Origin of the sequence: Mesorhizobium sp. M4B.F.Ca.ET.143.01.1.1 (assembly GCF_004792275.1) — a bacterium.
GTDB lineage: Bacteria > Pseudomonadota > Alphaproteobacteria > Rhizobiales > Rhizobiaceae > Mesorhizobium > Mesorhizobium abyssinicae.
Genome location: NZ_SRSR01000009.1, coordinates 102,170 through 128,260, shown reverse-complemented (window position 1 = coordinate 128,260; position 26,091 = coordinate 102,170). Strand labels below are relative to the sequence as shown.

General features: G+C 64.5%; 22 protein-coding genes. 7 read left to right on the top strand and 15 right to left on the bottom strand.

Going from position 1 to position 26,091, the window contains the following annotated elements:
• Nucleotides 1–54: 54 nt before the first annotated feature.
• The 5 genes from EN786_RS22405 to EN786_RS22385 all read right to left on the bottom strand — a co-directional run bounded on the left by EN786_RS22405 (nt 55) and on the right by EN786_RS22385 (nt 6,443).
• On the bottom strand, nt 55–915 hold the full coding sequence (locus tag EN786_RS22405) for a patatin-like phospholipase family protein (protein ID WP_127286000.1): 861 nt from the start codon (nt 913–915) through the stop codon (nt 55–57).
• The gene (locus EN786_RS22400; RefSeq protein ID WP_189340656.1) at nt 912–2,243 is read right to left on the bottom strand and encodes a pitrilysin family protein; all 1,332 of its coding nucleotides are present in this window, start codon (nt 2,241–2,243) and stop codon (nt 912–914) included. The genes EN786_RS22405 and EN786_RS22400 overlap by 4 nt, the downstream gene beginning before the upstream one ends.
• A 185-nt stretch (nt 2,244–2,428) precedes the next feature.
• The gene (locus tag EN786_RS22395) at nt 2,429–3,784 is read right to left on the bottom strand and encodes a pitrilysin family protein (protein WP_135908874.1); all 1,356 of its coding nucleotides are present in this window, start codon (nt 3,782–3,784) and stop codon (nt 2,429–2,431) included.
• 120 nt (nt 3,785–3,904) lie between these two features.
• Nucleotides 3,905–4,459: a 16S rRNA (guanine(966)-N(2))-methyltransferase RsmD gene (gene rsmD / locus EN786_RS22390; RefSeq protein ID WP_127311771.1), complete on the bottom strand. Its 555-nt coding sequence runs from the start codon at nt 4,457–4,459 to the stop codon at nt 3,905–3,907.
• 13 nt (nt 4,460–4,472) lie between these two features.
• Nucleotides 4,473–6,443 (bottom strand): pseudouridine synthase, encoded by a 1,971-nt coding sequence (locus EN786_RS22385; RefSeq protein WP_127311770.1) that lies wholly within the window; start codon nt 6,441–6,443, stop codon nt 4,473–4,475.
• 180 nt (nt 6,444–6,623) lie between these two features.
• On the opposite strand from EN786_RS22385, the gene EN786_RS22380 reads away from it, so the two are divergent.
• Nucleotides 6,624–7,076, top strand: a complete 453-nt coding sequence (locus EN786_RS22380; RefSeq protein WP_127286670.1) for a nucleoside deaminase — start codon at nt 6,624–6,626, stop codon at nt 7,074–7,076.
• 37 nt (nt 7,077–7,113) lie between these two features.
• Here the strand turns inward: EN786_RS22380 and EN786_RS22375 are convergent, their stop codons facing one another.
• The 3 genes from EN786_RS22375 to EN786_RS22365 form a co-directional block, all read right to left on the bottom strand.
• Entirely contained in the window at nt 7,114–7,788 is a 675-nt protein-coding gene (locus EN786_RS22375) for a hypothetical protein (protein WP_127286669.1), read from the bottom strand.
• A gap of 246 nt (nt 7,789–8,034) precedes the next feature.
• A complete protein-coding gene (gene ileS / locus EN786_RS22370; RefSeq protein WP_127309918.1) occupies nt 8,035–11,010 on the bottom strand; it encodes an isoleucine--tRNA ligase in 2,976 nt (991 codons plus the stop codon).
• Between the two features lie 230 nt (nt 11,011–11,240).
• Nucleotides 11,241–12,038 carry a MipA/OmpV family protein gene (locus EN786_RS22365; protein ID WP_127309919.1) on the bottom strand — a complete coding sequence of 266 codons (798 nt, stop codon included), beginning with the start codon at nt 12,036–12,038 and terminating at the stop codon, nt 11,241–11,243.
• Nucleotides 12,039–12,340: 302 nt separating this feature from the next.
• Between EN786_RS22365 and tauA the strand changes: the two genes are divergently transcribed.
• The 4 genes from tauA to ssuD are packed head-to-tail and all read left to right on the top strand — an operon-like array spanning nt 12,341 to nt 16,250.
• Nucleotides 12,341–13,351 (top strand): taurine ABC transporter substrate-binding protein, encoded by a 1,011-nt coding sequence (tauA, locus tag EN786_RS22360; RefSeq protein ID WP_127309920.1) that lies wholly within the window; start codon nt 12,341–12,343, stop codon nt 13,349–13,351.
• A 59-nt stretch (nt 13,352–13,410) separates the two neighbouring features.
• On the top strand, nt 13,411–14,205 hold the full coding sequence (locus EN786_RS22355; RefSeq protein WP_127286398.1) for an ABC transporter ATP-binding protein: 795 nt from the start codon (nt 13,411–13,413) through the stop codon (nt 14,203–14,205).
• Nucleotides 14,202–15,050: an ABC transporter permease subunit gene (locus EN786_RS22350; protein WP_127286397.1), complete on the top strand. Its 849-nt coding sequence runs from the start codon at nt 14,202–14,204 to the stop codon at nt 15,048–15,050. Before EN786_RS22355 ends, EN786_RS22350 begins: the two co-directional genes overlap by 4 nt.
• Before the next feature lie 45 nt (nt 15,051–15,095).
• Nucleotides 15,096–16,250, top strand: coding sequence for an FMNH2-dependent alkanesulfonate monooxygenase (ssuD, locus tag EN786_RS22345; RefSeq protein ID WP_127286396.1), 1,155 nt, complete (start codon nt 15,096–15,098; stop codon nt 16,248–16,250).
• Nucleotides 16,251–16,369: 119 nt separating this feature from the next.
• Here the strand turns inward: ssuD and EN786_RS22340 are convergent, their stop codons facing one another.
• The 3 genes from EN786_RS22340 to EN786_RS22330 form a co-directional block, all read right to left on the bottom strand.
• Nucleotides 16,370–16,582, bottom strand: coding sequence for a hypothetical protein (locus EN786_RS22340; RefSeq protein WP_127309921.1), 213 nt, complete (start codon nt 16,580–16,582; stop codon nt 16,370–16,372).
• A gap of 23 nt (nt 16,583–16,605) precedes the next feature.
• A complete protein-coding gene (locus tag EN786_RS22335; RefSeq protein WP_245478233.1) occupies nt 16,606–18,156 on the bottom strand; it encodes an acid phosphatase in 1,551 nt (516 codons plus the stop codon).
• A gap of 114 nt (nt 18,157–18,270) precedes the next feature.
• Entirely contained in the window at nt 18,271–20,187 is a 1,917-nt protein-coding gene (locus EN786_RS22330; protein ID WP_135908872.1) for an adenylate/guanylate cyclase domain-containing protein, read from the bottom strand.
• 212 nt (nt 20,188–20,399) lie between these two features.
• Between EN786_RS22330 and EN786_RS22325 the strand changes: the two genes are divergently transcribed.
• Nucleotides 20,400–21,335 carry a LysR family transcriptional regulator gene (locus EN786_RS22325; protein WP_127309923.1) on the top strand — a complete coding sequence of 312 codons (936 nt, stop codon included), beginning with the start codon at nt 20,400–20,402 and terminating at the stop codon, nt 21,333–21,335.
• Between the two features lie 77 nt (nt 21,336–21,412).
• On the opposite strand, the gene EN786_RS22320 is transcribed toward EN786_RS22325, so the two are convergent.
• Together EN786_RS22320 and EN786_RS22315 are read right to left on the bottom strand one after the other, a co-directional pair.
• Nucleotides 21,413–22,645 (bottom strand): aldo/keto reductase, encoded by a 1,233-nt coding sequence (locus EN786_RS22320; protein WP_127309924.1) that lies wholly within the window; start codon nt 22,643–22,645, stop codon nt 21,413–21,415.
• Between the two features lie 39 nt (nt 22,646–22,684).
• Nucleotides 22,685–23,599 (bottom strand): alpha/beta hydrolase, encoded by a 915-nt coding sequence (locus EN786_RS22315; protein WP_127309926.1) that lies wholly within the window; start codon nt 23,597–23,599, stop codon nt 22,685–22,687.
• Between the two features lie 500 nt (nt 23,600–24,099).
• Between EN786_RS22315 and EN786_RS22310 the strand changes: the two genes are divergently transcribed.
• On the top strand, nt 24,100–24,654 hold the full coding sequence (locus EN786_RS22310; RefSeq protein WP_135908870.1) for an HdeD family acid-resistance protein: 555 nt from the start codon (nt 24,100–24,102) through the stop codon (nt 24,652–24,654).
• A gap of 1 nt (nt 24,655) precedes the next feature.
• Here EN786_RS22310 and EN786_RS22305 read toward each other — a convergent pair whose 3' ends face one another.
• A complete protein-coding gene (locus tag EN786_RS22305) occupies nt 24,656–25,030 on the bottom strand; it encodes a hypothetical protein (protein WP_245478544.1) in 375 nt (124 codons plus the stop codon).
• A gap of 68 nt (nt 25,031–25,098) precedes the next feature.
• Nucleotides 25,099–26,091, bottom strand: coding sequence for a bifunctional riboflavin kinase/FAD synthetase (locus EN786_RS22300; RefSeq protein ID WP_135908868.1), 993 nt, complete (start codon nt 26,089–26,091; stop codon nt 25,099–25,101).

Sequence of the window (26,091 nt, the reverse complement as noted above, 5' to 3'; positions counted from 1 at the left end):
AAGTTGAAGTATATGGGAGTATAACGCCGGGCGAAGCGGACGGAGCTGATTCGCTCACACCACCTTCTTGCCGCGCTTGCCGCCGTGCTCTGCAACCGCCTTCTCGACGGCGCGTTTCAGTTCATCCTTGATCTCGACCGTCTCGGCCATCAACGTCTCGATCTTCAGGAAATCGAGCACGCGGTATTTCGAGACGGCCGGGCGGATGAGGATGTCGGGCGGACACTGCCTCAGCTTGTTGGCGATGATCGACTGCATCATCAGTTGCGTGGCGCCGTACATCAAATCGACGGTGGTCGGGTGCCTGCGCTCGGCCTCGCTCGGCGCGCCGACGACGTCGATGGCGATGACGATGTCGGCGTCCTTTTCGATGAGGTCAAACGGCACCGGGTTGTAGATGCCGCCGTCGATCAGCACGCGGCCATCGCGGGTCACCGGCCGGAACACCGCCGGAATGGCCGCCGAGGCAGCCAATGCGGAATGCAGGTCACCATCCTCGAAGACCGCAAGCTTGTGGCCGAAATAATCGGTCGCCGTCACCTTGAGTGGGATCTTCAGCTCCGCGAATGTTTCGGGAATGGCCTCTGGCAGGAAGGCCTTCAGGATACGCTCGACATTGAACTGGCTGACGCGGATGCCGCTCTCCATCGCCTCGGCGATGGTGCCCGGCCGTGCCCGCCACATGCGCGAGGCCACCTCGGCGCGGCGGCCGAGGATCGAGCGGGCATAGTCGTGGATGTCCTTGCCGGTCATGCCGGAGGCCATGCCGGCGCCCATGATGGCGCCGATCGAGGAGCCGGCGATGGCCACCGGCCTGATGCCGAGCTCGTCCAGCGCCTCGATGGCGTGGATGTGGGCCAGGCCCCGCGCGCCGCCGCCGCCGAAGGCAACGCCGAAGGTGGGGCCGCTGCTCATCCCTTGCCGCCTCCCGCAGTCTTGGCGAGCGGCGGCCCGACGACCATGATCGCCGGCGCGGGCGACAGCAGCTTCTTCGCCGCCGCCTTGACGTCATCCAGCGTCACCGCGTTGATGAGGCCGGCGCGGCGCTGCAGATAGTCGATGCCCAGCCTGTCGAGCTGCAGTTCCACCAAGGTCGCCGCGATGGAGCCGGAGGAGTCCAGATTGTTGATGGCATAGGCGCCGATCATGTATTTCTTGGCGGCGTCGAGCTCAGCCTCTGTCGGACCTTGTTCGGCCAATGTCTTGACCACGTCGCGCACAATCGCAAGCGTCTCCGACGCGCGGTCGGAGCGAGTCGCGGTGGTGATGATCAGCGCGTTGGAATGCTGGTGGTCGACCAGGTTGGAATCGACGCCATAGGCAAGGCCGCGCTTCTCGCGCACCTCGTCATAGAGGCGCGAGGTGAAGGTGCCGCCGCCGAGGATCTCGTTCATCAGCACCGCGGCGAAGAAATCCGGCGCGCTGCGCTTCACGCCGGGATAGGCGAACTGCAGCGAGGTCTGCGGCAGGTCGTAGTCGACCTCCACCTGCTGGCCAAGCTTGGGTTGGGTGTCGGCGATGGCGGCGAGCGCCTGCCTCTGCGGCAGGTCGCCGAACAGTTGGTCGAGCTTCCGCTTCAATGTCGCGGCGTCGATGTCGCCGACCACGGCGACATGCAGGCCGTCGCGGGCGAAGCTCGCTTTGTGGAAGGCGCCGAGATCTGCCGGCGCGATCGCTGCGATGCTCTCCCTGGTGCCTTCGTCCGGCCTGGAATAGGGATGCTCGCCATAGATGGCGCGCAGCCATTTGCGCTGGGCGATCGCATTGGGGTCGCGCTCATTGGCGACGATGCCCGCCAGCACCTGGGCGCGCACGCGGTCAAGCGGCGCCTGGTCGAAGCGGGGCTTGTTGACCGCGAGCGTCAAGAGATCGAAGGCGGCGTCCTTCTGTTCCGACAGCATGCGCATCGAGCCGTAAATGCCGTCTCGCTGCGGCTCGAAGCTCATCTCGGCGCCGGCATCGTCGAGCTTCACCTGGAAAGCATCGCTGTCGAGGTCTCCGGCGCCCTCGTCGAACAGGCCGGTCATCAGATTGGCCAGCCCCTCCTTGCCCGCCGGATCCTGCGCGGTGCCGCCGTCGAAGACGAAGCGGATGGCGATGATCGGCACCGTGTGGTCCTCGACCAGCCAGGCGGTGATGCCCTTGTCGGACTTCACCTCCTGGATGTTCATGCCGGCATGCGCGGCGAGCGCGGGCAGGATCAGGAAGAAGATCGCAAAGCAAAGGGTGGCGAGGGCGCGCAGCGCCTTTCCTTCTCCCCTTGCGGGAGAAGGTGTCGCCGAAGGCGACGGATGAGGGGTGTTGGAAGAAACGAACCGTGGGCGGTCCTGCCAGCACCCCTCATCCGTCTCGGCGCCACGCGCCGATCCACCTTCTCCCAAAAGAGGAGAAGGAAAAGCACTCATCCGCCCGGCCACAGAACTCATCATCAATTCCCCGCCTGTTGCTGCGGCAGGAGATAGCCTGTCGTCGAATGGTCGAGCACCAGATAACGGGCGGCGACCGCCTTGACCTCGTCGGCGGTGACCTTGCGGATGCGATCCGGCCATTCGAGCACGTCCTGCACATTGCCGCCGGTGGCCAGTGTCGAGCCATACATGTTGGCCATGTCGTCCTGCTTGTCGCGGGCGAAGATCATCGAGCGGACATAGCGCTGCTTGGCCTTCTCCAGCTCGTCATCGGTGACGCCGTCCCTGGCGATGTGGGCGACCTCGGCGTCGACCGCCGCCTCGACATCGCCGAGCTTGGCGTCGCCGCGCGGTGCGCCGTAGATGGTGAAGTTGGTGGCGTCGAGCATGGTGCCCTGGAAGTAGGCGCCGGCCTCCGCCGCGACGCCCTGCTTCACGACCAGCTGCTGGTAGAGCCGGCTGCGGTTGCCGCCGCCGAGGATTTCGGCGAGCAGGTCGAGCGCCTCGGCCTCGCCCGGCCGGGCCGTGTGATAGGACGGCACCACCCATTGCGTCGAGAAGGTCGGCACCGAAACGCGCGCGTCGGACAGCGTCACCGAGCGTTTGGTGTTCTGCTCGGGCTCGACCGGGCGGATGCGCGGCGGCAGGTCCGGCCCGCGCGCGACCTTGCCGTAGGTCTTCTCTGCCAGCGCCTTCACCGTGTCGGGCTCGACATCGCCAGCCACCACCAGCACGGCGTTGTTCGGCCGGTAATACTTGTCGTAGAAAGCGATCGCGTCGGTGCGGTTCAGCTGTTCCATCTCCTGCATCCAGCCGATGACCGGAATGCGGTAGGGCTGGTTCTGCCACAGCGTGGCGTCGACCTCCTCCTCCAGCAGCGCCTGCGGGCTGCTGTCGATGCGGGAACGGCGCTCCTCCAGGATGACGTCGCGCTCGGTCTTGATGACGTCGTCGGTGAGGATGAGGTTGCGCATGCGGTCGGCCTCGAAGGCCATCATCTCGCCCAGCGCCGATGGCGCCACCGTCTCATGGAAGGCGGTATAGTCGTAGGAGGTGAAGGCGTTGTTGGAGCCGCCGATCTCCGCGACGGCGCTGTCGAACTCGCCGGCGGCGTGGTTGGTCGTCGCCTTGAACATCAGGTGCTCGAAGAAATGCGCGATGCCGGATTTGCCGGCCGGCTCATCGGCGCTGCCGATCTTGTACCACACCATGTGGGTAACGATCGGGGCGCGATGATCGGGGATGACCACCACCTCCATGCCGTTGTCGAGGAGAAAATCCGTCACCTTGCCGTCGTCGCCGGCCAGCGCCGGGCCGGTGAGCGCAAGCGCCGAGGTAAGGAGCGCCGCGCGCAGCCGTCTGGTGCAAGATGTCATTAAACGCTCCGGTTTCGGTTGCGCGACGATAGGCAAGGTTGCTGGTCGAGGCAAAGTGAATTGTTCGTCATTTTCGAGGCGGCGCTTCTTCCTTCTCCACTTGTGGGAGGGGAGAGCTGCTCACCCCGCCTCGATGAACCGGATCACCGTCTCGCCATAACCGCGCTCGTCGACCACCGCGAATCCCTCCCCGACCTCGAACGGCGCGGAGGCCGCCTCCTCGACGACGCAGAGCGCGCCGGGCAGCAGCCAGCCGCCTTGCCTGGCGGAACGCAGCGCGCGCTCGCCAAGACCCTTGCCATAGGGCGGATCGGCGAAGACGAGGCCGAAAGCGGCCAGCGTGCCGGCATCGCCGAGCCCAGTGGCGTCGCGGCGGAAGATCTTGGTGCGGCCGGTCAGTCCGAAGGCCTCGACATTCTCGCGGATCAGGCCGCGTCCCTCGGCCGATTCCTCGATGAAGACGCCGTAGGAAGCCCCCCGCGACAGCGCCTCCAGACCGAGCGCGCCGGTGCCGGCGAACAGGTCGAGCACGCGCGCGCCATCGAGCTTGTCGGCGAAGCGATGCGCCAGCACGTTGAAGAGCGCCTCGCGCGTGCGGTCGGTGGTCGGGCGGATGGCATTGCCGCGCGGCGTCGCCAGCGGACGCCCGCGGAACTCACCGCCGACGATTCTCATTTCAGTCCGGCCCTCATCTGGTCCTGGGACCCTTCGGGCGCGGCCGGTCGCCGCCATCCGGGCGCTCGCCACGCGGCTTGCCGTACGGCTTGGCGCCGCCCGGCTTGCCGGCGGCCTTGCCATAGGACGGCTTGAACGAAGCCTTGCGCGCCTTCGCTTCCGCCGCCTTTGCGGCATCGGCCTCCGCCCTGCCCTTGCCGATCGGCCGGGCACCCGGCGCCATCCAGACATTGGCCTTGCGCTGGCCGGGCGGCTCGATCGGCCGCTGCTCGCGCTCGGACTTCTTGCCGCCGAACCCCGCACGGGGCTTGTCGCCAAAACCACCGCGAGGTTTGTCGCCGAAACCGCCGCGCTCCGGCTTCGGACCGCGCTCGCCGAAGGCCCTGTCGGGTTTGGTCGAAAGCTTGCCCAGCGCCTCGTCGCGGCTGCCTTCGCGGCGCTTGCGGGCCTTGATCAGCCCGCCTTCGCCGATCGGCCGGCGATCGACGCCATCGCGCGGGAATTTTGGCCGTTCGGCCTCATCGCGTCGCGGTTCGGTGCGGCGCACCGGTTTGTTGGAAAAGGGCTTTTGGATCTCGGCGTCGAAATTGGCGCCGGATTCCTCGACCAGGCGCTCGCCGAGCTGGTCGCGCAGCACGCGGCCCTTGATCTCCAGCACATGGCCCTCCGGCAGGTCCTCGAGCTGGAATGGGCCGTAGGAAATACGGATCAGCCGCGTCACGTCGAGGCCGAGCGCGCCAAGGATGTTCTTGACCTCGCGGTTCTTGCCTTCGCGCAGGCCGATCGTCAGCCAGGCATTGGTGCCCTGCTCCCGGTCGAGGCTGGCTTCGATCGCGCCATAAAAAACGCCGTCGACGGCGATGCCCTCGCGCAGGCCCGCGAGCGCGCTTTCCTCGACCTTGCCGTGCACGCGCACCCGGTAGCGCCTGAGCCAGCCGGTGGCCGGCAACTCGAGCACGCGCGACAGGCCGCCGTCATTGGTCAGCAGCAACAGCCCCTCGGTGTTGATGTCGAGGCGGCCGATGGTCATCAGCCGCGGCAGTTCCGCCGGCAGCACGTCGAAGACGGTCTTGCGGCCCTCGGGATCGCGGTTGGTGGTGACGACGCCGGCCGGCTTGTGGAACAGGAACAGCCGCGTGCGCTCGATCTTGGGGATTTCCATGCCGTCGAGATGGATGATGTCATCTGGCACGACGTTGAAGGCCGGCGAGGACAGGACCTTGCCGTTGACCTTGACGCGGCCAGCGGCGATCAGTTCCTCGGCGTCGCGACGCGAGGCAAGACCGGCGCGTGCGAGCCGCTTGGCGATGCGCTCGCCCGCTTCCTCGGCGGCCTCCGTTGGGCGCGGGCGCGGCTTGAAACCGCCCTGCGGCCGGTCGCCGGCAAAATCGCGCTTGGGGCGATCGGCGAAGTCACGCTTCGGGCGATCGGCAAAGTCACGCTTCGGACGATCGGCAAAATCGCGTTTAGGCCGGTCGAAACGCTTTTCGCCGCCCGCGCCCTCGGCGGCCATCGGCCGGTCGCCGCGCGGCGTATAGGGCTTGCGCTCACGATTCTCGAACGGCTTGCCGTCCGGACGCGGGCCCTTGCGGAACGGCTTGTCGCCGCCTGGCGCGCCCTGCTCTAGATCGCGCGGCTTGTAGGCGCGCTTGAAATCGCGCGGAGGCCGCTCGCCTTCGGCAGCCGTCGGCCGGTCGCCGCGCGGCGCGTAGGGCTTGCGCGGCCCCTCGCGCTTCTCGAAGGGCTTGCCTTCGGGACGCTTGCCCTTGCTGAACGGCCGGTCGCCGCTCTTGAAATCGCGCTTTGGCCGCTCGCCTTCGGCAGCCATCGGCCGGTCGCCACGCGGCGCGTAAGGCTTCTTGGCGCCGAAGCCCGGCTTGCCGCCCTTGCCGGCGGCGCCATCGCGGCCGCGCGGCCCCGCGGCTTTCGGACCGCCCCTGACCGGCCCCTTCTTGGGCCGGAATTTCTTGTCGTTGTCGTCCATGTGGCCTTTGCCTGTTTGCGCTGCTACAGCGTGGCGCATCCGTTCGGGCGCGCAAAGGACGCTGTCGCACTTTGATGTGGCGCATGATCGTTGCCGAAAACCGAGTCCGATTTTCGAGGTTAGGCGCTAGATAACAGGATCGCTGTCGGGTGGCGAGGAGATAATCGGAATGGAAAGCGCGTGAAGCGGCCCGATTTCATGGCATTGGCGCTGGCGGAGGCCGAGGCGGCGGCGCGGCGCGGCGAAGTGCCGGTCGGCGCCGTCATCGCCAGCGGCGGCACGGTCGTCGCCAAGGCCGGCAACCGCACCCGCGAGCTTGCCGATCCCACGGCGCATGCGGAGATGCTGGCGATCCGCCAGGCTTGCGAAAAGCTCGCCAGCGAGCGGCTTACCGGCCACGATCTCTATGTCACGCTGGAGCCTTGCGCCATGTGCGCCGGCGCCATCTCGTTCGCACGACTGCGCCGGCTCTATTTCGGCGCCGCCGACGAGAAGGGCGGCGCGGTGGTCAACGGCGTGCGCTTCTTCACCTCCGCCACCTGCCACCACACGCCGGACATCTATCCGGGCATGGGCGAGCGCGAGGCGTCCCTCATTCTCAAGGATTTTTTCCGGGAGCGGCGCGAGCCGTAGAAATCGGCCTAGGCCAAGAAGCCCAGGGCCGAAAACCTTACCACCAGTCGAACCAGCCGCCGCTCTTGCTCTTGGCGGCCGCCTCCTTCTTGAGGCGGCGTTCCTTCTTGTACTCGTCCTCGCCAAGTTCGCCCTGCGGCGCGGCGTCGGAGGCGACGCGATAGGCCAGCGGGGGCTCGCTCAGATATTTGCGGGTGTTGGGGTCGCCCTGTTTGCCCTCTGCCATGCGGCGCTGGATCTCGGCGGCACGGCCCTTGTCCGAATCCGCCGGAGTCCAGCGCGGCGGGTGGCTCGAGGCCGAATCCGCCATCGCCTTCTTCACCGCTGCCGGATCGGTCTGCACGTCGTCGACGATCTGCGACTGGTAGGCCGGATCGTCCTGGTGGGCGGTGGCGTCGGCGCGAAGTCGGGCGCGGCGCTGCTCGGGCGATTCGGGCCAATCGGCGCTCGCCGTCTCGATGCTCTCCTGCGGCGGCGGCAGGTTTCCCTTCTGCCCCGGCGCCGGCTTCACCAGATCGGGGCGCGGTTTGTAATCGATCTGTTCCTTGCGCTTCGGCGTGATCGAAAAGGCACTGGAGAGATCGTCGGCGAGCTGTGTGGCGGCAGGCTTGTCGGTGCCATAGGTGGGCGAGCCCATGCAGCCGGACAGCGCAAGCCCCGATACGACAAGCGGCGCCAGCAGCGCGACGCGCGCATAAGTTCTCTCGGTCATGCCAAAAAGTCCCACAATAAACAGCCTCTCGATCGCCACCGGCCAGAGGCGCGGTCCCCATCGGCCAAGCACTTGCGACGGAATTCCGGCGAGAATTTGTCGTCCGGAGTTTCGCGTGTTTACCTCAACCACCCGTTAAGGGCAACGCGCGGGCGGCAATCCGCCGCCCGGCGTGGCATTTGTGCACTCATTTTGGTGATGCATGTCGTTATCCCAAAACCGCTTCACACTTTTGGGCGACATGCACTAGAGCCGCCCGAGCGCCTTGAGTTCGCGCAGTACATCGGCATCACGGGCCGAGACGTCCGGAAATTCCGGATCTTCGCCGACATCAGCAGTGTAGCGCCAGGAGCGCGCGCATTTCACCAGGCCACGGTCTTCGGCCTTCTCGACGACCACCGCGACACCCCTGACGTCGTCCAGCGTGAAGGCGCCGTCTGGCGTCTTGCCGTGGGCGATGACCAGATCGCTGGTGATCGCCATCTCGGCCATGTCGACATCCGAGATCGCCGCTTCAAGCGCGGCATCGTCGATCGTGACGACCGGCACCGCCTCCAGCGACGAGCCGATGACCTTCTGGGCGCGGGCGATCTCGAGCGCGCCGGTGACGACGCGGCGCACCTGCCTGACCTTGCGCCACTTCTCCGCCAGCGCCTCGTTCCTCCAGTCCGCCGGAATTTGCGGGAACTGGTCGAGATGGACCGAGACGGCGTCGGGGTGACGATCGAGCCAGGCCTCCTCCATGGTGAAGGGCAGCATCGGCGACAGCCATTTGACCAGGCAGTCGAACAGGTGGCGCACCACCTGCACGGCGGCCTTGCGCCGGACGCTGGAGGGGGCGTCGCAGTAGAGCGCGTCCTTGCGGATGTCGAAATAGAAGGCCGACAGCTCGACCACCATGAAGTCGACGAGCGCGCGGGTGATGCGCTTGAACTCGAAGGCGTCGTAGCCCTGGCGCACCAGTTCGTCGAGCTCGGACAGCCTGTGCAGCATCAGCCGCTCCAGTTCCGGCATCTTGTCCAGCGCCACCTCCTCGCCATCGTCGTGGGCAAGCGTGCCCAGCATCCAGCGGATGGTATTCCTCAGCTTGCGGTAGGCGTCGATGTTGGTCTGCAGCACGTTCTTGCCGAGCCGCTGGTCTTCCCAGTAATCGGTCGTCACCACCCAAAGCCGCAGAATATCGGCACCCGACTGCTTGATGACGTCCTGCGGCACCACGGTGTTGCCGAGCGACTTCGACATTTTCCGCCCCTCTTCATCCATGGTGAAGCCATGGGTGACGACGGTGTCGTAGGGCGCCCTGCCCCGGGTGGCGCAGCTTTCGAGCAGCGAGGAGTGGAACCAGCCGCGATGCTGGTCGGAGCCTTCGAGATAGACGTCGGCCGGCCATTTCAGGTCCGGACGGTCCTCCAGCGTGAAGACATGCGTAGAACCCGAATCGAACCAGACATCGAGGATGTCCATCACCTGATGCCATTTCGCGGCATCGTGATTGCCGAGGAAGCGCTCCTTGGCGCCGGGCGCGAACCAGGCGTCGGCGCCCTCGGCCTCGAAGGCCTCCATGATGCGCTGGTTGACCGCTTCGTCCTTCAGCACGTTGCCGTCCACGTCGGCGAAGACGGCGATCGGCACGCCCCAGGCGCGCTGGCGCGACAGCACCCAGTCGGGACGCTCCTCGATCATGGCGCGGATGCGGTTCTGGCCGGCGGATGGCACGAAGCGGGTGTCGTCGATCGCCTTCAGCGCGCGGCTGCGCAAGGTCGTGCCGTCGCCGAGGTCCTTGTCCATATAGACGAACCATTGCGGCGTGTTGCGGAAGATGATCGGCTTCTTGGAACGCCAGGAGTGTGGATAGGAATGCTTCAGGCGGCCGCGCGCGAACAGCGCATTGCGCTTGATCAGTTCCTCGATGACCGCCTGGTTGGCATTGCCCTTCTTGCCATTGTCGTCGATGACGCGCGCCGCTCCACCCTCGCGGTCCGGGCCGAAGCCCGGCGCGTCCTTGGTGAAGAAGCCGGCATCGTCGACCGGGAACGGGATCGCGGTATCAACGCCGCGCTTGAGCAGTTCCGCCACCGCGTCCATCCAGGCGTCGAAGTCCTCGCGGCCGTGGCTGGGCGCGGTGTGCACGAAGCCGGTGCCGGCATCGTCGGTGACATGCTCGCCGGCGATCATCGGCACCGGGAATTGGTATCCGTCGGCCAGCCCCCTGAACGGATGCGACAGCGTCAAGCTTGCAAGCTGTTCGGCCGAAACATCGTGAAGGCGGTTCAAGGTGACCTTGGCCTTGGCCGAGGCATCCTCGGCAAGGGCGTCGGCGAAGATCAGCTTCTCGCCGGGCTGCGGGCCGAACACGTTCTCGGCCGCCGTCACCTCGTAAAGCCCGTAGGCGACGCGCGGCGAATAGCTGACGGCGCGGTTGCCGGGCAGCGTCCAGGGCGTCGTCGTCCAGATGACGACATGGGCCTCGATGAGGTCGAGCGAGGATTCCGACAGCACTGCCGCCGGCGCGTCCTCGGCGCCGGCGACCGGGCGCGCCAAGCTCGCCACCGGGAATTTCACCCAGATCGTGTCGCTCTCATAGTCCTGGTACTCGACCTCGGCCTCGGCAAGCGCGGTGCGCTCGACGACGCTCCACATGACCGGCTTCGAGCCGCGGTAGAGCTGGCCCGACATGGCGAATTTCAACAGCTCGCCGGCGATGCGCGCCTCGGCGTGATAAGCCATCGTCGTATAGGGATTGTCGAAATCGCCGACGACGCCGAGGCGCTGGAACTCGCCGCCCTGCACCTTGATCCAGTGCGCGGCGAAGTCGCGGCATTCCTTGCGGAACTCGTTGACCGGGACCTCGTCCTTGTTCTTGCCCTTGGCGCGGTATTGCTCCTCGATCTTCCATTCGATCGGCAGGCCGTGGCAGTCCCAGCCCGGCACGTAATTGGCGTCGTAGCCGCGCATCTGGAAGGAGCGGTTGATGACGTCCTTGAGCACCTTGTTCAGCGCATGGCCGATATGGATGTTGCCATTGGCGTAGGGCGGGCCGTCATGCAGCACGAATTTCTCGCGCCCGGCGGCCTCCTCGCGCAGCTTGCGGTAGAGGTCCATATCCTGCCAGCGCTTGACCAGCGCCGGCTCTTTCTCAGGCAAGCCGGCGCGCATCGGGAAATCCGTCTGCGGCAAATAGAGCGTTTTGGAATAGTCGATCGTTTCAGCGGTATCGGTCATTGGTCTGCCATGTGCATTGCCCGGCGACAAACAGGCTCGGGCGTTGAACTATCATGTTCTGAAAAAAGCGCGAGGCGCGCGCAACAGTCCCGGCGGCTCCGGCGGCGCTCAGGCCACCCGGAACACCGGGCTCGTAATTCGTATCGCGATCGCAAACAGGCGCGAAAAGCTCGTCATGGCCGGGCTTTTAGCGGATTAGTCAGCAGGAATAAAGCGCCGAGTTCAGGCGGCTACATCGAAAAGTCGAAGCGATAGGTGGTCGAGACGCCGACCGTGAACTGGTTGCGATCGCCGCGCTCCCGGATCAGGCTGGAATCGGCGGCCGGGCCCATCAGGCGCGAATATTCGCCGAACAGGCTGGCCGTCATCGGCTCGGTCACCTTCCAGGTGATCGCACCGCCGAGGCCGGTCGACTTCAGGCCGCCGCCCGGATGGTACTCGCTGAGGCCGGAGGCCGCCGCTTCGGTGGCATTGACGCCGTAATAGGCGTCGAAATAGCCCGATGAGGCGAAGGAGACGCGCGGCCCGCCGGAGATGCGGACCGAGGGCGTCACATCGTAGAAGGCATCGGCCGCGATATCGGCGACGAAGCCGTCATGGGCGCGGATGCCATGCCTGAGCTCGGCGCGGGCTCGCACCCAGTCAAGCGGATAGAATTCGAAGAAGCCGCCGACCTCGCCGCCCCAGCGCACCGGGTCGAGACCCGCCAGTTCATCCTTGCTGCTGCGGGAGAACAGGAACTTGCCGGTCAGGCCGGCGCGCACGCTGCCGTCGTCGATCAGCGCCAGCGAGATGTTGTCATTGCGCGAGGTGAAGCGCGCTTCCGGACCCACCTTGCCGAGCGAGATGATCGGCTGGGCGCCGAGCATGTACTTCTTGCCGCCCTCGAAATTCGGCGCGATGAGGCCGGTTGCGCCGAGCGTCAGGTACCAGTCGCCCGAAATCCAGCTCCCCTCGCCCGCATGGGCCGAAGAGACGGCCATCAGGCCGGAGGCGAGAACCAGCTGAATCGTCCGGACAATACGCATCGTTACCCCATACGCGAAACAGGCCGGCAGGAACACCCCGGCAGCGCAAAAGCCATGGCGCCAGTTCGGTAAAATTTGACTTAAAATCCGTAACATCGGCAGCGGCGCCGACGATGCGGCGCACGCCTGATGTTGCGTGTGGGTGATCCATTAGGGCCGGTTCGCGTCAGATCTTTTCTATCGAGGAACAGGCTTTCGGAATTTCATTTCTGTCTAAGTCTATAAATTCAGTGGACTTTAATTCACGGCCGCTCCGATCGGCTGCAATCGAGGCTGTGCCTCTGTTCCAAGGATTAAAGCCCATGCGAAAATTGATTTCCGCCACCCTTTTTGGACTTGCCCTGGCTTCCGCCAGTACCGCGGCAAACGCCGCGGACGACAAGAAAGTCGTCGTCGCCTACCAGACCGGCGCCAACCCCTATAATCTTGGCATCGCCAATGGCGACCTTGCCAAGAAGACGGGCTGGAACATCGAATTCCGCCGCTTCAACTCCGGCGCCGACATCTTCGCCGCCATCGCATCCGGTGACGTCCAGATCGGCGATGTCGGATCGAGCCCGTTCTCGGCCGCCATCAGCAAGGGCATCGACGTGAAGGCGTTCTACATCTCGTCGGTCTCCCGCGACGGCGAGGCGCTCGTGGTGCGACCCGAAATCAAGTCGCCGGCGGACCTGCGCGGCAAGAAGCTCGCCGCCGCACCGGTCTCGACCGATCACTACCAGCTTCTCGCCGTGCTCAAGCAGGAAGGCATTTCCGAGAAGGAAACCCAGGTCATAGCTATTCCACAGCCCGAGATCGTCGCGGCCTGGAAGCGCGGCGACATTGACGGTGGCTTCGTCTGGGATCCGGCTCTTTCCGAGCTCAAGAAGAACGGCAAGATCCTGCTCACGGCCGGCCAGGTCGCCGATCGCGGCGCGCCGACCTTCGGCGCTCTGGTCGTCACCGGCGCGTTCGCCAAGGCCAATCCGGAGTTCCTCGGCCAGTATGTCCGGCTGATCGACGGCTATAACCAGGCTTACCTGAGCAATCCGGCCGCCTGGGGCCCGGATACCGAGAACGCGAAGCTGATCGCAAAATTGCAAGGCGGCACAGCGGCCGAGAATTCGGAGCAGTTGAAGACGACGGTCGTCCCGCCGCTCGACGAACAGGTCTCCGACAAATGGCTGGGCGGTGGCGAGAAGAGCGCGGTCGCGAAAATCCTCAAGGACACCGCGGGCTTCCTGAAGGACCAGCACAAGATCACCTCGGTCAAGGACAGCTACGCGGCCTTCGCCGATCCGCAATATGTCGAAGTGGCCAAGGCCTCGAACTAGCAATCCCTGAAGGAACCCCGATTTGGCTGGCGCGCCAGCCAAATCGCCCGGAGGCCACCATGCTTCGAATCCGAGATGCCAGCGTCACCTTTCCGGCTTCCGATGGACAGGACGTGCATGCGCTCGATCACGTCTCGCTCGATATCGCCCCCGCTTCCATCGTCGTCGCGGTCGGTGCTTCCGGGTGCGGCAAGTCGACGTTATTGAACGCGATCGCCGGCTTCCTGCCGCTCACCGAAGGCACGATCACGCTGGACGGACGGGAAATCGCGGCGCCAGGCGGCGATCGTGGCGTCGTGTTCCAGAAGGATACTCTGCTGCCATGGGCCAGCGTGCTGGACAACGTCGCGCTCGGCCTGAAGTACCGGGGGGTTCCCCGCGCAGAACGCCACGAGCGGTCAAGACGCCTGCTGGAACTGGTCGGCCTCGCCGATTTCGCCGAAAAGCCGCCCTACGAACTGTCGGGCGGCATGCGCCAGCGGGTCGGCATCGCGCGGGCGCTGGCCACAGATCCGAAGATCCTCTTGATGGACGAGCCGTTCGGCGCGCTGGACAGCCTGACGCGCGAGACCATGCAGCAGCTTCTGGCCTCAGTCTGGGCCAAGACGGGCAAGCAGATCCTGTTCATCACCCATTCGATCGAGGAAGCCCTGACGCTCGGCACGACGATCGTTGTGATGTCGCCCCGGCCAGGTCGTATCGTCGCCCGGTTCGACGCCGACTTCGTGCGCGACTTCGCCGAAAGCGGCGACATCGGGCCGATCCAGTCCCATCCGCGCTTCATCGAAATGCGGCAGGAAATCCGCTCGCTCATCCATCAGCCGGAAGGCGCCCGCACAGGAACCTTGCAATGACGCTTGCCGCCAATTCCCCAACCACATTCCAGACTTCGACCGCCCGGCGCGCGCCGCCGGCTCGGCCACGTCGATCCGCATCGACGAACACACTCGGCATCAGCCTGGTTACGCTTGCGTCGCTGATTGCATTGTGGTTCCTCGCCGCACGCTTCGGCTGGGCGTCACCGCTGTTCCTGCCGTCCCCGGCCGAGGTCCTGGCACAGTTCAGCGCCGTCGCGGCCGACGGCTATGCCAACGACACGCTTCTCAACCACACGCTGGCAAGCCTTGGCCGCATCGCCGCGGCTCTGGGCGCGGGAATTGTGCTGGGTGTTCCCCTTGGCCTGTTGATGGGCCTCAACCGTTGGATCAGGGGGATCTTCAGCGTTCCGATCGACCTCTACTGGGGCTTGCCGCCCCTGGCCTATCTGCCGCTGCTGATCATCTGGCTCGGCATCGGCGAAACCTCCAAGATCACGCTCCTCACGCTATCGACCTTTGCCCCGATCTGCTTTGCCGCGCAGGCCGGAGTCCGTTCAGTGCCCGTTGAGCGGATCAATGCCGCGCTGTCCCTTGGCGCGAGCCGCCTGCAATTGTTCACGACCATTATCCTGCCATCCGCATTGCCGGAAATCCTGACCGGCCTGCGAATTGCCATCGGAGCCGGACTGTCCACCTTGGTCGCGGCCGAGTTGATCGCGGCGCAGTCGGGGCTCGGCTACATGATCATGTCCGCGGCCAACTTCCTCGCTACCGACGTTGTCTTCGTCGGCCTCATCGTCATTGCCGCCCTGGCGTTCGCTTTCACGAGCGGCATGCGCTGGCTGGAGCACCGCCTCGTCCCCTGGAAGGGCAAGCTCTGACAACTGCCCGTCAACACACACCCCTGTCACTGAAGGAACAATCCGATGTCCAGCAACATCCGCCCGCTCGATCTCTACTGGTATCTGCCGACCCATGGTGACGGCCCCTATCTCGGCACCGACGAGCGGCACCGGCCGGCAACCTTCCGCTACCTCAGGGAGATCGCCCAAGCCGCCGATCGACTTGGCTTCAAGGGCGTGCTCTTGCCTACCGGAACGCGGTGCGAGGACGCCTGGATCGTTGCAGCCGGCCTGATCCCGCTGACCGAACGGCTGAAATTCCTCGTAGCGCTCCGGCCGGGCAGCGGAACGCCGGCCCTCTTTGCGCGCCATGCCGCCACGCTGGACAGGATTTCGGGCGGCCGGGTGCTGCTCAATGTCGTCACCGGCGCGGATCCAGCCGACCTCGCCGGTGACGGCAACAAGCTCAACCATGACGACCGCTACGCGCAGACCGACGAGTTCCTGACCATCTGGCGGCGAATCCTTTCAGGTGAACCGGCGGATTTCGAGGGCAAGTATCTTTCCGCCCACGGCACCGACATTTCCTTCCCGCCGGTTCAACAGCCCCATCCTCCACTGTGGTTCGGAGGTTCGTCCGATGCCGGCATTGCGATCGCCGCCAAGCACGTGGACGCCTATCTGAGTTGGGGCGAACCGGTGGACCAGCTCGCCGAAAAGATCGGGCGGGTCAGGCAGGCCGCAGCGGCGCAAGGCCGAACGATCCGCTTCGGCCTTCGCATCCATTTGATCGTTCGCGAAACGGAGGATGAGGCCTGGGCCGCCGCAGACCGACTGATCAGCCGCGTCACCGACGACCTGATCGCCGAGGCCCAGAACGGATTCGTCAATATCTCGGAATCGGTTGGACAGAAGCGCATGTCGGCTCTGCACCAGGGCCGACGAGACCGGCTGGTTGTCGGTCCGAACCTGTGGGCCGGACCCGGGCTGGTGCGTGGGGGTGCTGGAACGGCCTTGGTCGGAAATCCCGACAACGTTGCCGCACGCATCCGCGAGTATCAGGAGATCGGCATCGAAACGATCATCGCGTCCGCCTACCCGCATCTGGAAGAGGTTTTCAATGTCGCGGAACTGCTTTTCCCCAAGCTCGGGCTGAGCGGCGAAGCCGCACCGGCGGAACGCAGCTGGGACGTCGAGTTCGGGCGCGTGCAACCGGGGGTCGTCGCGTCCGCCTCGTGACGTCTTTCGGGCGGAAACCGAGAGAAAGCCGGCTGCGCCCGGCCCTTGCGTGGCTTCGGCGATTTTGACCAGAAATCCCAAATGACGGCAGTGGCGGCCAGGCGGCGACGTCGCCTGGCTCAGCTGGCGCGCGGCGCGGTCGGCAGGTCCAGCAGCCTGGCCACGGCCCTGGCGCCCTTCCCGGCAATGCGTGCCGACCCGTCGTCACCCACCTCCACGGTGGCGCCGTTGGAGAAACTAAGCGACCAACCGTCGCCCTTGGCGTTGCGGCGGCGGTCGGTGAGTTCGATGCCGCCAGCAGTGACCAGGGCAACAACCCTGTCGACGTCCATCTTCGTCCTCCAGATACGCGCCCTCAATTCAGGTCGAGCCCACCGGTGAGATCGCCGAGCGGCGGTTCGCCATGCGCTGACATTGCCCTGTCGCGAACCACGATGCCATGCAGGACCGGCAATTCGAAACGCTCGGTGATGAAGCGCAGGATCGAGGTCGTGTCATAGGGCGTTTGATCGACATAGCCATGCTTGGCAAAAGGCGAAACGATGATCGCGGGGATGCGCGTGCCCGGTCCCCAGCGGTCGCCTTTGGGCGGCGCGACGTGATCCCAGATGCCGCCGTTCTCGTCATAGGCGACAACGACCAGCATATGCGGCCATTGCGGGCTCTTCTCCAGATGGCCGATGACATCGGCGATATGGCGGTCGCCGGCCTGGATGTCGGCATAGCCGGAATGCTCGTTGAGATTGCCCTGCGGCTTGTAGAAGGAGACCTGAGGCAGGGCGCCGTCGTCGATCGCCTGAATGAAGCTCACGCCAGCCAGCCCGGCGTCGCGCAAGTGTTCCCGCCTGGCCTCGGTGCCCGGCGCGTAGTTGGCGTAATAGTTGAACGGCTGGTGATGGTACTGGAAATTCGGGATCGGCGTGTGATTGCCATGGTCGAGCGTGTACTGCCAGGCGCCCGAATACCATGCCCAGCTGACCTGCTTGAGACTGAGCATATCGCCGATGGTCGGCTCCGTCTGCGGCGGCAGCGTGGTCGGCTTGGACGGGTCCGCGAGGAGCGGATCGCCGCCGGGCGCCGGATCATTGCCGCTCGGCTGGTATGGCGGCTGCATCGTGTTCACCGCGTAGAAATCCGGCGTCAGATTGCCGTCGGAGACGAATTTCGGGATACCGTCGCGCACCGATTTCGGCGAATTGTCGGCGAGCTTCAGCGCTGTGCCGCCATCGTCCGTCACCGAGATCGACGGCTTGGCCGGGTTCTTGTCGGCATCCGCGTAGTAAGGCGCGCAGGCGCAGATCAGCCACTGATGGTTGAAAAAGGAACCGCCGAAACCGCCCATGAAGAAATGGTCGGCCAGCACGTATTTTTGCGCCACCGCCCACATGTCGGTCTTGGAGGCGTCCCAGTTGCTCATCGGCATGGCGCCTGAATCGGCCCAGGCTACGAACATGTCGTTCTTGCCGCCGTTGATCTGCATCTGGTTCTGGTAGTAGCGGTGCCAGAGATCGTGCGTTGCGACGCTGAGCGGAACGTTGAACCCCTTGGGGTCGTTCACGGTGAACGGCGCGTTCGGAAGGTGCTCGGTCATCGCCTGCGTCACCGGCGGCGTGACGCCCTTGGCCGTCAGCCCGTCCCAGACAGGCGGCAGTTCGGACAGCACGGATCCGTCACGGTCACGCTGCTGCAGGCTTTCCTTGCTTGCCTGGTCGATGCCCTCGGCTCCAGGGAAGTGACCATAGAGATTGTCGAAGGCGCGGTTCTCGGCGAAGATAACGACCACCGTTTCTATCTTGGCGATGTTGGCTGGCGGATCGCCGGGCTGCGCTGCGGGCGCGGGAACCGAAGCCGCAGCGCACAGGACGAGAGTCGAGGAAAACAGGGCGAGCCCATGGGATCGCTTCATCGTCATACCTCCGTGGTGCAAATGGGATGACACCAGCTTCGCGGCATATTGGCAATAGCTGCCGCGTTGGACGGGCAACGCCATGGGGGGCGGTCCGCCAATGGCCGGGCTGTTCTACGGCTGCCCGAGAGGCTGCGCCTCGCATTCCGGCAGCCGCACAGGTTTGGCGAGTTTCGCCAGCGCCTCGGGCTTGGCGCAAGACGGAAAGCCGGCGAGCGGCATCGTTTCAATAAACCGGCTGCGCTCACTAGTGCTCAAGCCGACTTCATTGATCATGCTCTCGACGGTCAGGTCGGGGTAGTGCTTGAGAGTTTCCCTAACCGCGGCATTCGCCTCATCCATCCGACCCAGAGCCGCAAGGGAGCCGCTAAACACCACCCACCTCCAATGGTCGTAGTTGTCAGGTGTCATGCGCTCCAGCATCTTCAACGCGTCCTCATACCGGCCGGCCATAAAATAGGCAGGGCCGAAGAAGTTGGACGTCCACATCGGATAGTTCGGGTCGAGCCGCATTACCTGGTCGACCATCTGAGCGCCGCGTTCGGGTTCACCGAAGCGTGCCGCATAGCCGGTATAGAATGTCAGGATTTCGGACGAACCGGGAGCGAGACGAAGAGCCGTATCCAGTTCGGCCTTGGCGCGGGCGTTGTCGCCCTTGTGGCTGAGACTCATCCCAAACACGGCGTGTGCCTCAGCGTCGCCTGGATCGAGCCGCACCGCGTGTTCGGCCACATCGGCAGCCGCCTTGATCTCGCTCTCGGGATTGATACCGAAGCCAGCCAATATACCGTGAGCATGGTAGAGTTCTACCCAGGCGCGAGCCAGGCCGGGGTCCAGCTCAATGGCGCGGTTGAGAAGCGCGATTGCCTCCTGCTCATCGGCTACGGTGATCTTTTCAATCTTCTCGGTCCCGAGCAGATAATAGTCATAAGCATTCAGGTTTTCAGGTCGTTTGCGTTTGGCCGCGGCCCGCCCGGCCGTTTGAATCAACCCTACGCCGCCGCCCAGACGGTTGGAGACTTGCTCTGCGATCTCGGTCTGGACGGCGAACACGTCCTCAGCGGGCCGGTCCCAACGATCCGACCAAAGGTGATTTCCGGTTTGTGCATCGATCAACTGCGCGGTGACCCGCACCCGCTCATCTTGCCGCTGGATGGAGCCTTCCAGTACGAAACCGACATGGAGCGCATGTGCGACCTGGCGGGCATCCACCGGCTTGCCCTTGTAGACTTCCGTCGAATTCCGGGCCACGACGTCGAGTTCGGGAAACCGCGCAAGGTCGGTGATGATATCCTCAGTCAAGCCATCGGCCAGACGCCCGCTGGCCTCGTCGCCATAATTATTGAAAGGCAGCACCGCGACCGACGGCTTGCCCCCCAGTGACGTGGGCTGAAAGAACCACCAGGTCCCCCCACCCACCAGAGCCAGCACCACGATCGCCGCCGCAGCCGTCCTGGTCCAGTGCGGCATCGCCTGGCGTAAGGTCCGGTGCACCCGCTTGCCATCGAGCCTCACCCGGTACATCCGCACCGGGCGGTTGATATTCTTGACCTGCTGCTCGCCGACGAAATCGAGTGGCCAATCAAGCTTGCCCTGCAAATGGTCGTAGGCGGTACCTGACACCATCACCCCGCCCGGATCGGCCAGTTGCTCTATGCGAGCGGCGACGTTGACGCCGTCGCCATACACATCGCCATCCACCAGCGCCACATCGCCAAGATTGATCCCGATGCGGAACACAATCCGCTCATGCTCCGGCAATCCGCCATTGCGAACGGCCACAGCTTTCTGAATTTCGGCTGCGCAGATCACCGCATCGACGATGCTGTCGAAGACGACAAGTGCGCCATCTCCCAACAGCTTGACAATTCGACCCTGATGCAGAGCGATCGCTGCATCGGTTACGTCGGCCCGGATAGCTCTCAGGCGCCCGATGGTGCCAGCTTCGTCAATCTCGGTCGCCTTTGAATAGCCGACCATATCCAACGCAAGGATCGCCAGCAGTTTCCGGTTCAATGGAGGGACATTCATCATCCTGCCCCGGACCCAAACTGGCCAAAATGGTACACCTAACCCAGCACGCTGACGAGAGGCCGCCCCGCCAGGCCAGGAACAGGCCGAGCATCCACAGGCTGTTGACCGACCAGCCCACGTTGCCGGCGGCATCCGGGATCTATCTGGCGTTTGGAGCGGCAATCGCTTAGATGCTTAAATGCGTATGAACCCATAAGGTGGCGTGATAAGTGCGACGTAACGACCTTGGCGATCTCAACGTTTTCCTCGCGGTCGCCGAGGAACGCAGCTTCACGCGTGCCGCAGCCAGGCTAGGCCAGTCCCAATCATCGCTGAGCCAAACGGTGCGCCGGCTCGAGGAGCGGCTCGGGATGAGGTTGCTGACCCGCACGACGCGCAGCGTCGCTCCGACACAGGCGGGTGCGCAACTCATCGAAACCCTGAAGCCGGCGCTTGCCGATGTCGAGGCGCGGCTGGCAACCTTGAGCGAGCTCCGGGACACGCCAAGCGGCCTCGTTCGGGTGACCGCCGAACTCCATGCAGCCCAGACCGTGCTGTGGCCGGCAGTCTCGCGATTGATGTACGCCTACCCTGACGTGCAGGTGGAAATCTCGGTCGATGCCTCCTTCACCGATATCGTTGCCGATCAGTTTGATGCCGGTATTCGGATGGGTGAGCAGGTCGCCAAGGACATGATTGCGGTCCGCATCGGACCCGATCTGCGCATGGTTGTTGTCGGCTCTCCGTCGTACCTCGCCAAGCACGGAACTCCTCACACCCCCCATGACCTGATTCAGCACCGCTGCATGAACTTGCGCCTCCCGACAGCCGGCGGTCTCTACGCCTGGGAGTTCCAGAAGGATGGCCGCGAGCTGCACGTCCGTGTCGAGGGACCGCTCATTCTGAACGACGAGCGTCTTGCCATCACCGCCGCGCTTGCGGGGCATGGTCTCGCAATGGTCACAGAGGACAGCACCGCGCAAGCTGTTGCCGACGGGGCATTGATACGCGTGCTCGATGATTGGTGCCGGACCTTCCAGGGATATCATCTCTATTACCCGGACCGTCGGCATCCCTCCCCGGCTTTCGCTGCTCTGCTCAAGGAGTTGCGGCACCAATTGGCATCGGGTGGGCGAGCAACGGCAGCTAGAAGGTCCAGGCGCTGACCGGTTCCTTCTCGTAATGCGACGCGGCCCGGCCATGCCGGATCCCGGCATGGTTGCGCTTGCTTCCCGTCTCCAGACTACTGTTTCGGCGGAGTGTCGGCCCCGACGACGTGCTCCTCTTCCTTGGGAAGACGGGCTCCGTGAATTTCCACGCTGGCGATATCGCTATTGATCTCCTGAAATTCGGCGGCCGAGAACGTTATCGATGCAGCACCCACGTTCTGTTCCATATGGGCAATCTTTGTCGTCCCGGGGATCGGAACGATCCAGGGCTTCTGCGCAAGCAGCCATGCAAGTGCGATCTGCGCGGGCACAGCCTCCTTGCGTTGCGCCCATTTCAACACCACGGCGTAAAGGGCCATGTTGGATTTGAGGTTTTCCGGTTCGAAACGGGGAACAAGAGCACGGAAATCGAATGAGCCCGCACCGGGCTGAAGGTCGAAGGAAGCGCCGCTTCCAAACCGGGTATCGGCACTCATTTTTCCAGAAAGAAAGCCCATTCCGAGGGGGCTCCAGCAGACGAAGCCGATACCCAGTTCCTCGCATAGCGGAAGCACCTCCGCCTCCGCTCCTCGCCACAGCATCGAGTATTCGTTCTGGATGGCTGCGAGAGGCTGCTCCGCATGGGCGCGGCGGATGGTCTGGATTCCCGGCTCGGAAAGACCCCAGTTGAGGACTTTCCCTTCCGCCATCAAATCCTTGACCACACCGGCGACGTCCTCGATGGGGACGGTTGGATCGACACGATGCTGGTACAAGAGATCGATGCGGTCCGTTCGCAGTCGCTTCAGGCAGCCTTCGACCGCCCGGCGGACGTGCTCCGGCCGGCTGTTCATGCCGCGCTCGCCCATCTTGCCTGTGTCGGGATCGATATCGCCGCCGAATTTCGTCTCCAGTGCCACCTGATCACGAACAGCCTGGAGCGCTTCGCCGACAATGTCCTCGGATATGAAAGGCCCGTACATCTCGGCGGTATCGATAAGCGTCACACCTCGATCCACTGCGCTGCGAATGAGGCGGATCGCTTCGCCGCGGTCGAGCGTGCTGGTGTAAAAATCAGAAACGGTGCCCTCCTTTGGCCCAGGCAACCATTGGCAGCCAAGCCCGACCGGCGAGACTTCGAGGGAGCCCAGCCTCCTGCGGCCAGCGGCGGGAGCGGAACCCGATTGCGCTGCGGCTGTGGCCGTCCGCGCCGTGGCTGGCAGGCTCGGCATCATTGATGCCAATCCCAATGCGCCGCCCGCTAGTAGAATATCGCGACGATTCACGCGAGGAGATTGTGGGATAGCAGTGCTGCTGTCGGTAGACATGACAGATCTCCGTTCGTATCGAAGTTGGGGCGACCCGCCTCAGGCGGGTGACTTCAAATGCGTCGAATAGAAATCCGCGAACTTCGCCACGGCCCTGTCGACATATTCGGGCTTGTCATAGAGGTCGAAATGCGACGCTCCCTCGAAAACCAGCAGGTCTTTCTGGGCTGAGCCGACGCGTTCGTAGACTTCGTGCCCGTCCCGGTTGGAACCGAAAGCGCCTGGCTCGCTGCCGACGATGACCTGCAGCGGCTGGGTGAGAAGCATGTCGGCCAGATAGAAGGCATCGAACGCCAACACGGCGTCCATTCCCACGAAGCGGGATTTGTTTTGCCAGTTCGGATGCTGACCGCGGGGCGTACGGTAGTAGTCGTAAGCTTGGCGAAGATCGATGTCGCCGGATTCTTTGTATTCATCAGGGATCCACGGCAAGATCATCGGCTCGGCTCCACGAGCCTCGGCCGTGCGCTGCTCGGCAATTGTGCCAAGGGTCGCAATCGTCGCTTCCCTGCCGGCAGCCCTCATTTCTCTCCCGCCGTTGACGGGGACTGAGAGGCCGACGGCCTTGATGCGCCGCTCGGTCATCGCTGCACTGGCAGCGTAGCCGCCACCCGCACAGATACCGAGAACACCGATGCGTTTTTCATCGACGTAGGGAAGGCTTACAAGGTGATCGACCGCACCACGGACATCTTCCACGCGTGCTATCGGGTCTTCCTTGTACCGGGGCTCCCCACCGCTTTCGCCCTGGAATGACGCGTCGAAAGCGATTGTCACAAACCCTCTCTGCGCCATCTTTTTCGCATAAATGCCTGCGGTCTGTTCCTTTGCCCCGCCGGCGGGCGCAACAGTGATGATGGCCGCATATTTCCTGCTCGCGTCAAAGCCACCCGGATAATGGATGTTTCCAGCGACTTTGATGCCGTTGTTGTTGATGAACGACGTGTTTTGCATGGCTGCTGCGCTTCCCGCATTGTGTTGATGGCCTGCATCGGCGCCGGCCTCGGACGTTTCCGCCGCTGCCGGGAGGTCCGGCATCAATGACGCCAGCCCGAGAGCTGTCGCCGACAGGAAAGCGGCGCGGCGGGTCATGTTGAGGGAACCTGACGTATCCCCATTGCGATCACTGTCGGCTGGCATGATGGATGCTCCAAGTAAGGCGGCCGGCTTTATCCAACCACCGTCTTTGAAGCTTCTATCGCCCCACATGCTCAGCGATTAGGTGCTTAATTGTGCTTGTGCCTATAAGCAGGCGTAATGAATTGCTTGGGTTTGGCCATGTCACCTGAACAGACTCCAGCCCGTGATGCCGAGTCCGGACCTCCGCTTTTCGGGCGTCTCCCGGAAGGATTTTCCGCGCGAGCATGTGTCCGCCCGCTCCGCTGGACGGGCAATGCTATCGGGATTACCTTCGTTCCCAGCATGACGCGGCGACTTCCGAGGGAGATGCGGTGATGAGCTTGCAAGGCGATGCCCTGAAAGACGCAATCGGCCGGACACGGGACAAATGGGGATGGTTCGTGGCGCTTGGCGTGCTGCTCTTGATCTTCGGCGGTATCGCCTTCGGCAATCTGCTCATCGCCACCGTCGCCTCGGTCTATCTCGTCGGCTGGATGATGCTGATGGCAGGGGTGATCGAGATCATCCATGCCTTCGGGGTCAAGACCTGGGGGCGCTTCCTCTACTGGCTGGCGAGCGGCCTGCTCTATGCCGTGGCCGGCTTCTTCGCCTTCGACAATCCAGCGCTCGCCTCGGCGGTGCTGACCTTGCTGCTGGCGGCCTCGCTCGTCGCCTCGGGCGTGCTCAGGGCCTGGGTGGGCTTCCACCACCGGCCGGAGAAAGGCTGGGGCTGGCTGGTCGCGGCCGGCGTCATCAGCGCGCTCGCCGGCCTCGTCATCGCCATGGGCTGGCCGGTCAACAGCCTGTGGGTGCTCGGCCTGTTCCTGGCCATCGACCTCGTCTTCCAGGGATGGAGCTTCATCGCCATCGGACTGGCGCTGAAGAGATAGCTCAGTCCAAATTAAGCAGCGTCATCGAGACCAGCGCCAGCGCGATCCCGAGATACTGCATCGAGGAGACTTCCTCCTTGAAGACGAGCGCGCCGACCAGTACGGCGCCGGCAACGACGATCGTGTTGACCAGCGCCCCCGTCACGGCGAGGTTCAGCCTGGTGTTGATGAAGGCGAAGGCCCAGTAGGACAGCGGCGACAGCAGCATGACGACGGCAAGGCTGCGGCCGCTGCCCGTCTTGCCCCAATGCGCGCTCAACCCATCGCACAGGATGAACAGCGACGCGCAAAGGAGGACGACGCTCCAGACGGGGATGTCGGTCTTCATCGGCACGTTCTGCCCGCTCGGCAGGCCGGATTCGGTGAAGCGCTTCACGCACGCGGATCAGCCGTCTGGTCGAGTCCGTAACCCGCGTCTAAACACTTCTATCTAGTTATTTCGAGCTAGAACGCGATCGCGGCGTCAAGCTCCGACAGCGGGCGCACGCCTGCCAGCAGCGCCCTCGCCTCGGCCTCGTCGCGCTTCATCTGCGCGACCAGCGGGTCGAGCCCGTCGAATTTCAGCTCCGGCCGCAGGTAGCCGAAGAACGACACTTCGCACGTCTCGCCGTAGAGGTCGCCGGAGAAGTCGAAGACGAAGGTCTCGAGCAGCGGCGCGCCATTGTCGTCGACGGTCGGACGGCGGCCGAAGCTGGCGACGCCGTCATGCAGCGTGCCGTCGGCGCGGCGGAAGCGGACGGCATAAATCCCTTCCTTCAGGGCCGCTTCCGGCGAAAGCCTCATATTGGCGGTCGGAAAGCCCAGCGTGCGACCGAGCTGCTGGCCGCCGATCACCTGGGTCTCGACGGTGAAGCGGTAGCCGAGCAGGCCGGCGGCCTCGGCCACGGCGCCTTCGCCGAGAAGGGCGCGGATGCGGCTCGACGAGATCACCTCGGCGCCCTCGTCGCGAAAGGCATCGACCAGCGTCACGCCGAAACCATGTCGCTCGCCCGCCGCCATCAGGAAGGCGGGGCCGCCCTGGCGGTCCTTGCCGAAATGAAAGTCGAAGCCGGTGACGGTATGCGCGATGCCGAGGTTCTTCTCCAGGACGTCGGTCACGAAGGCCTCGGCCGAGAGCGCGGCGAATTCGCGCGTGAAGGGCTGCTCGACCAGGGCCGCGAACCCGAGGCGAGACAACAGCCGCGCCTTCATGGGCGGCGGCGTCAGCACGAAGAGCGGGATTTCGGGCCTGAACACCTTTCGCGGGTGCGGTTCGAAGCTCAGCACCAAGGCCGGCGCGCCGCGGCGCCCGGCCTCGGCGAGCGCGCGCTCCAGCACCGCTTGATGGCCGCGATGGACGCCGTCGAAATTGCCGATCGCCACAACGCCGCCGCGCAAATGGGCGGGCAGCGGCGACGTCGCCGAGATGCGGTCGAAGGGTTTCGAGGTTTCCGTCAT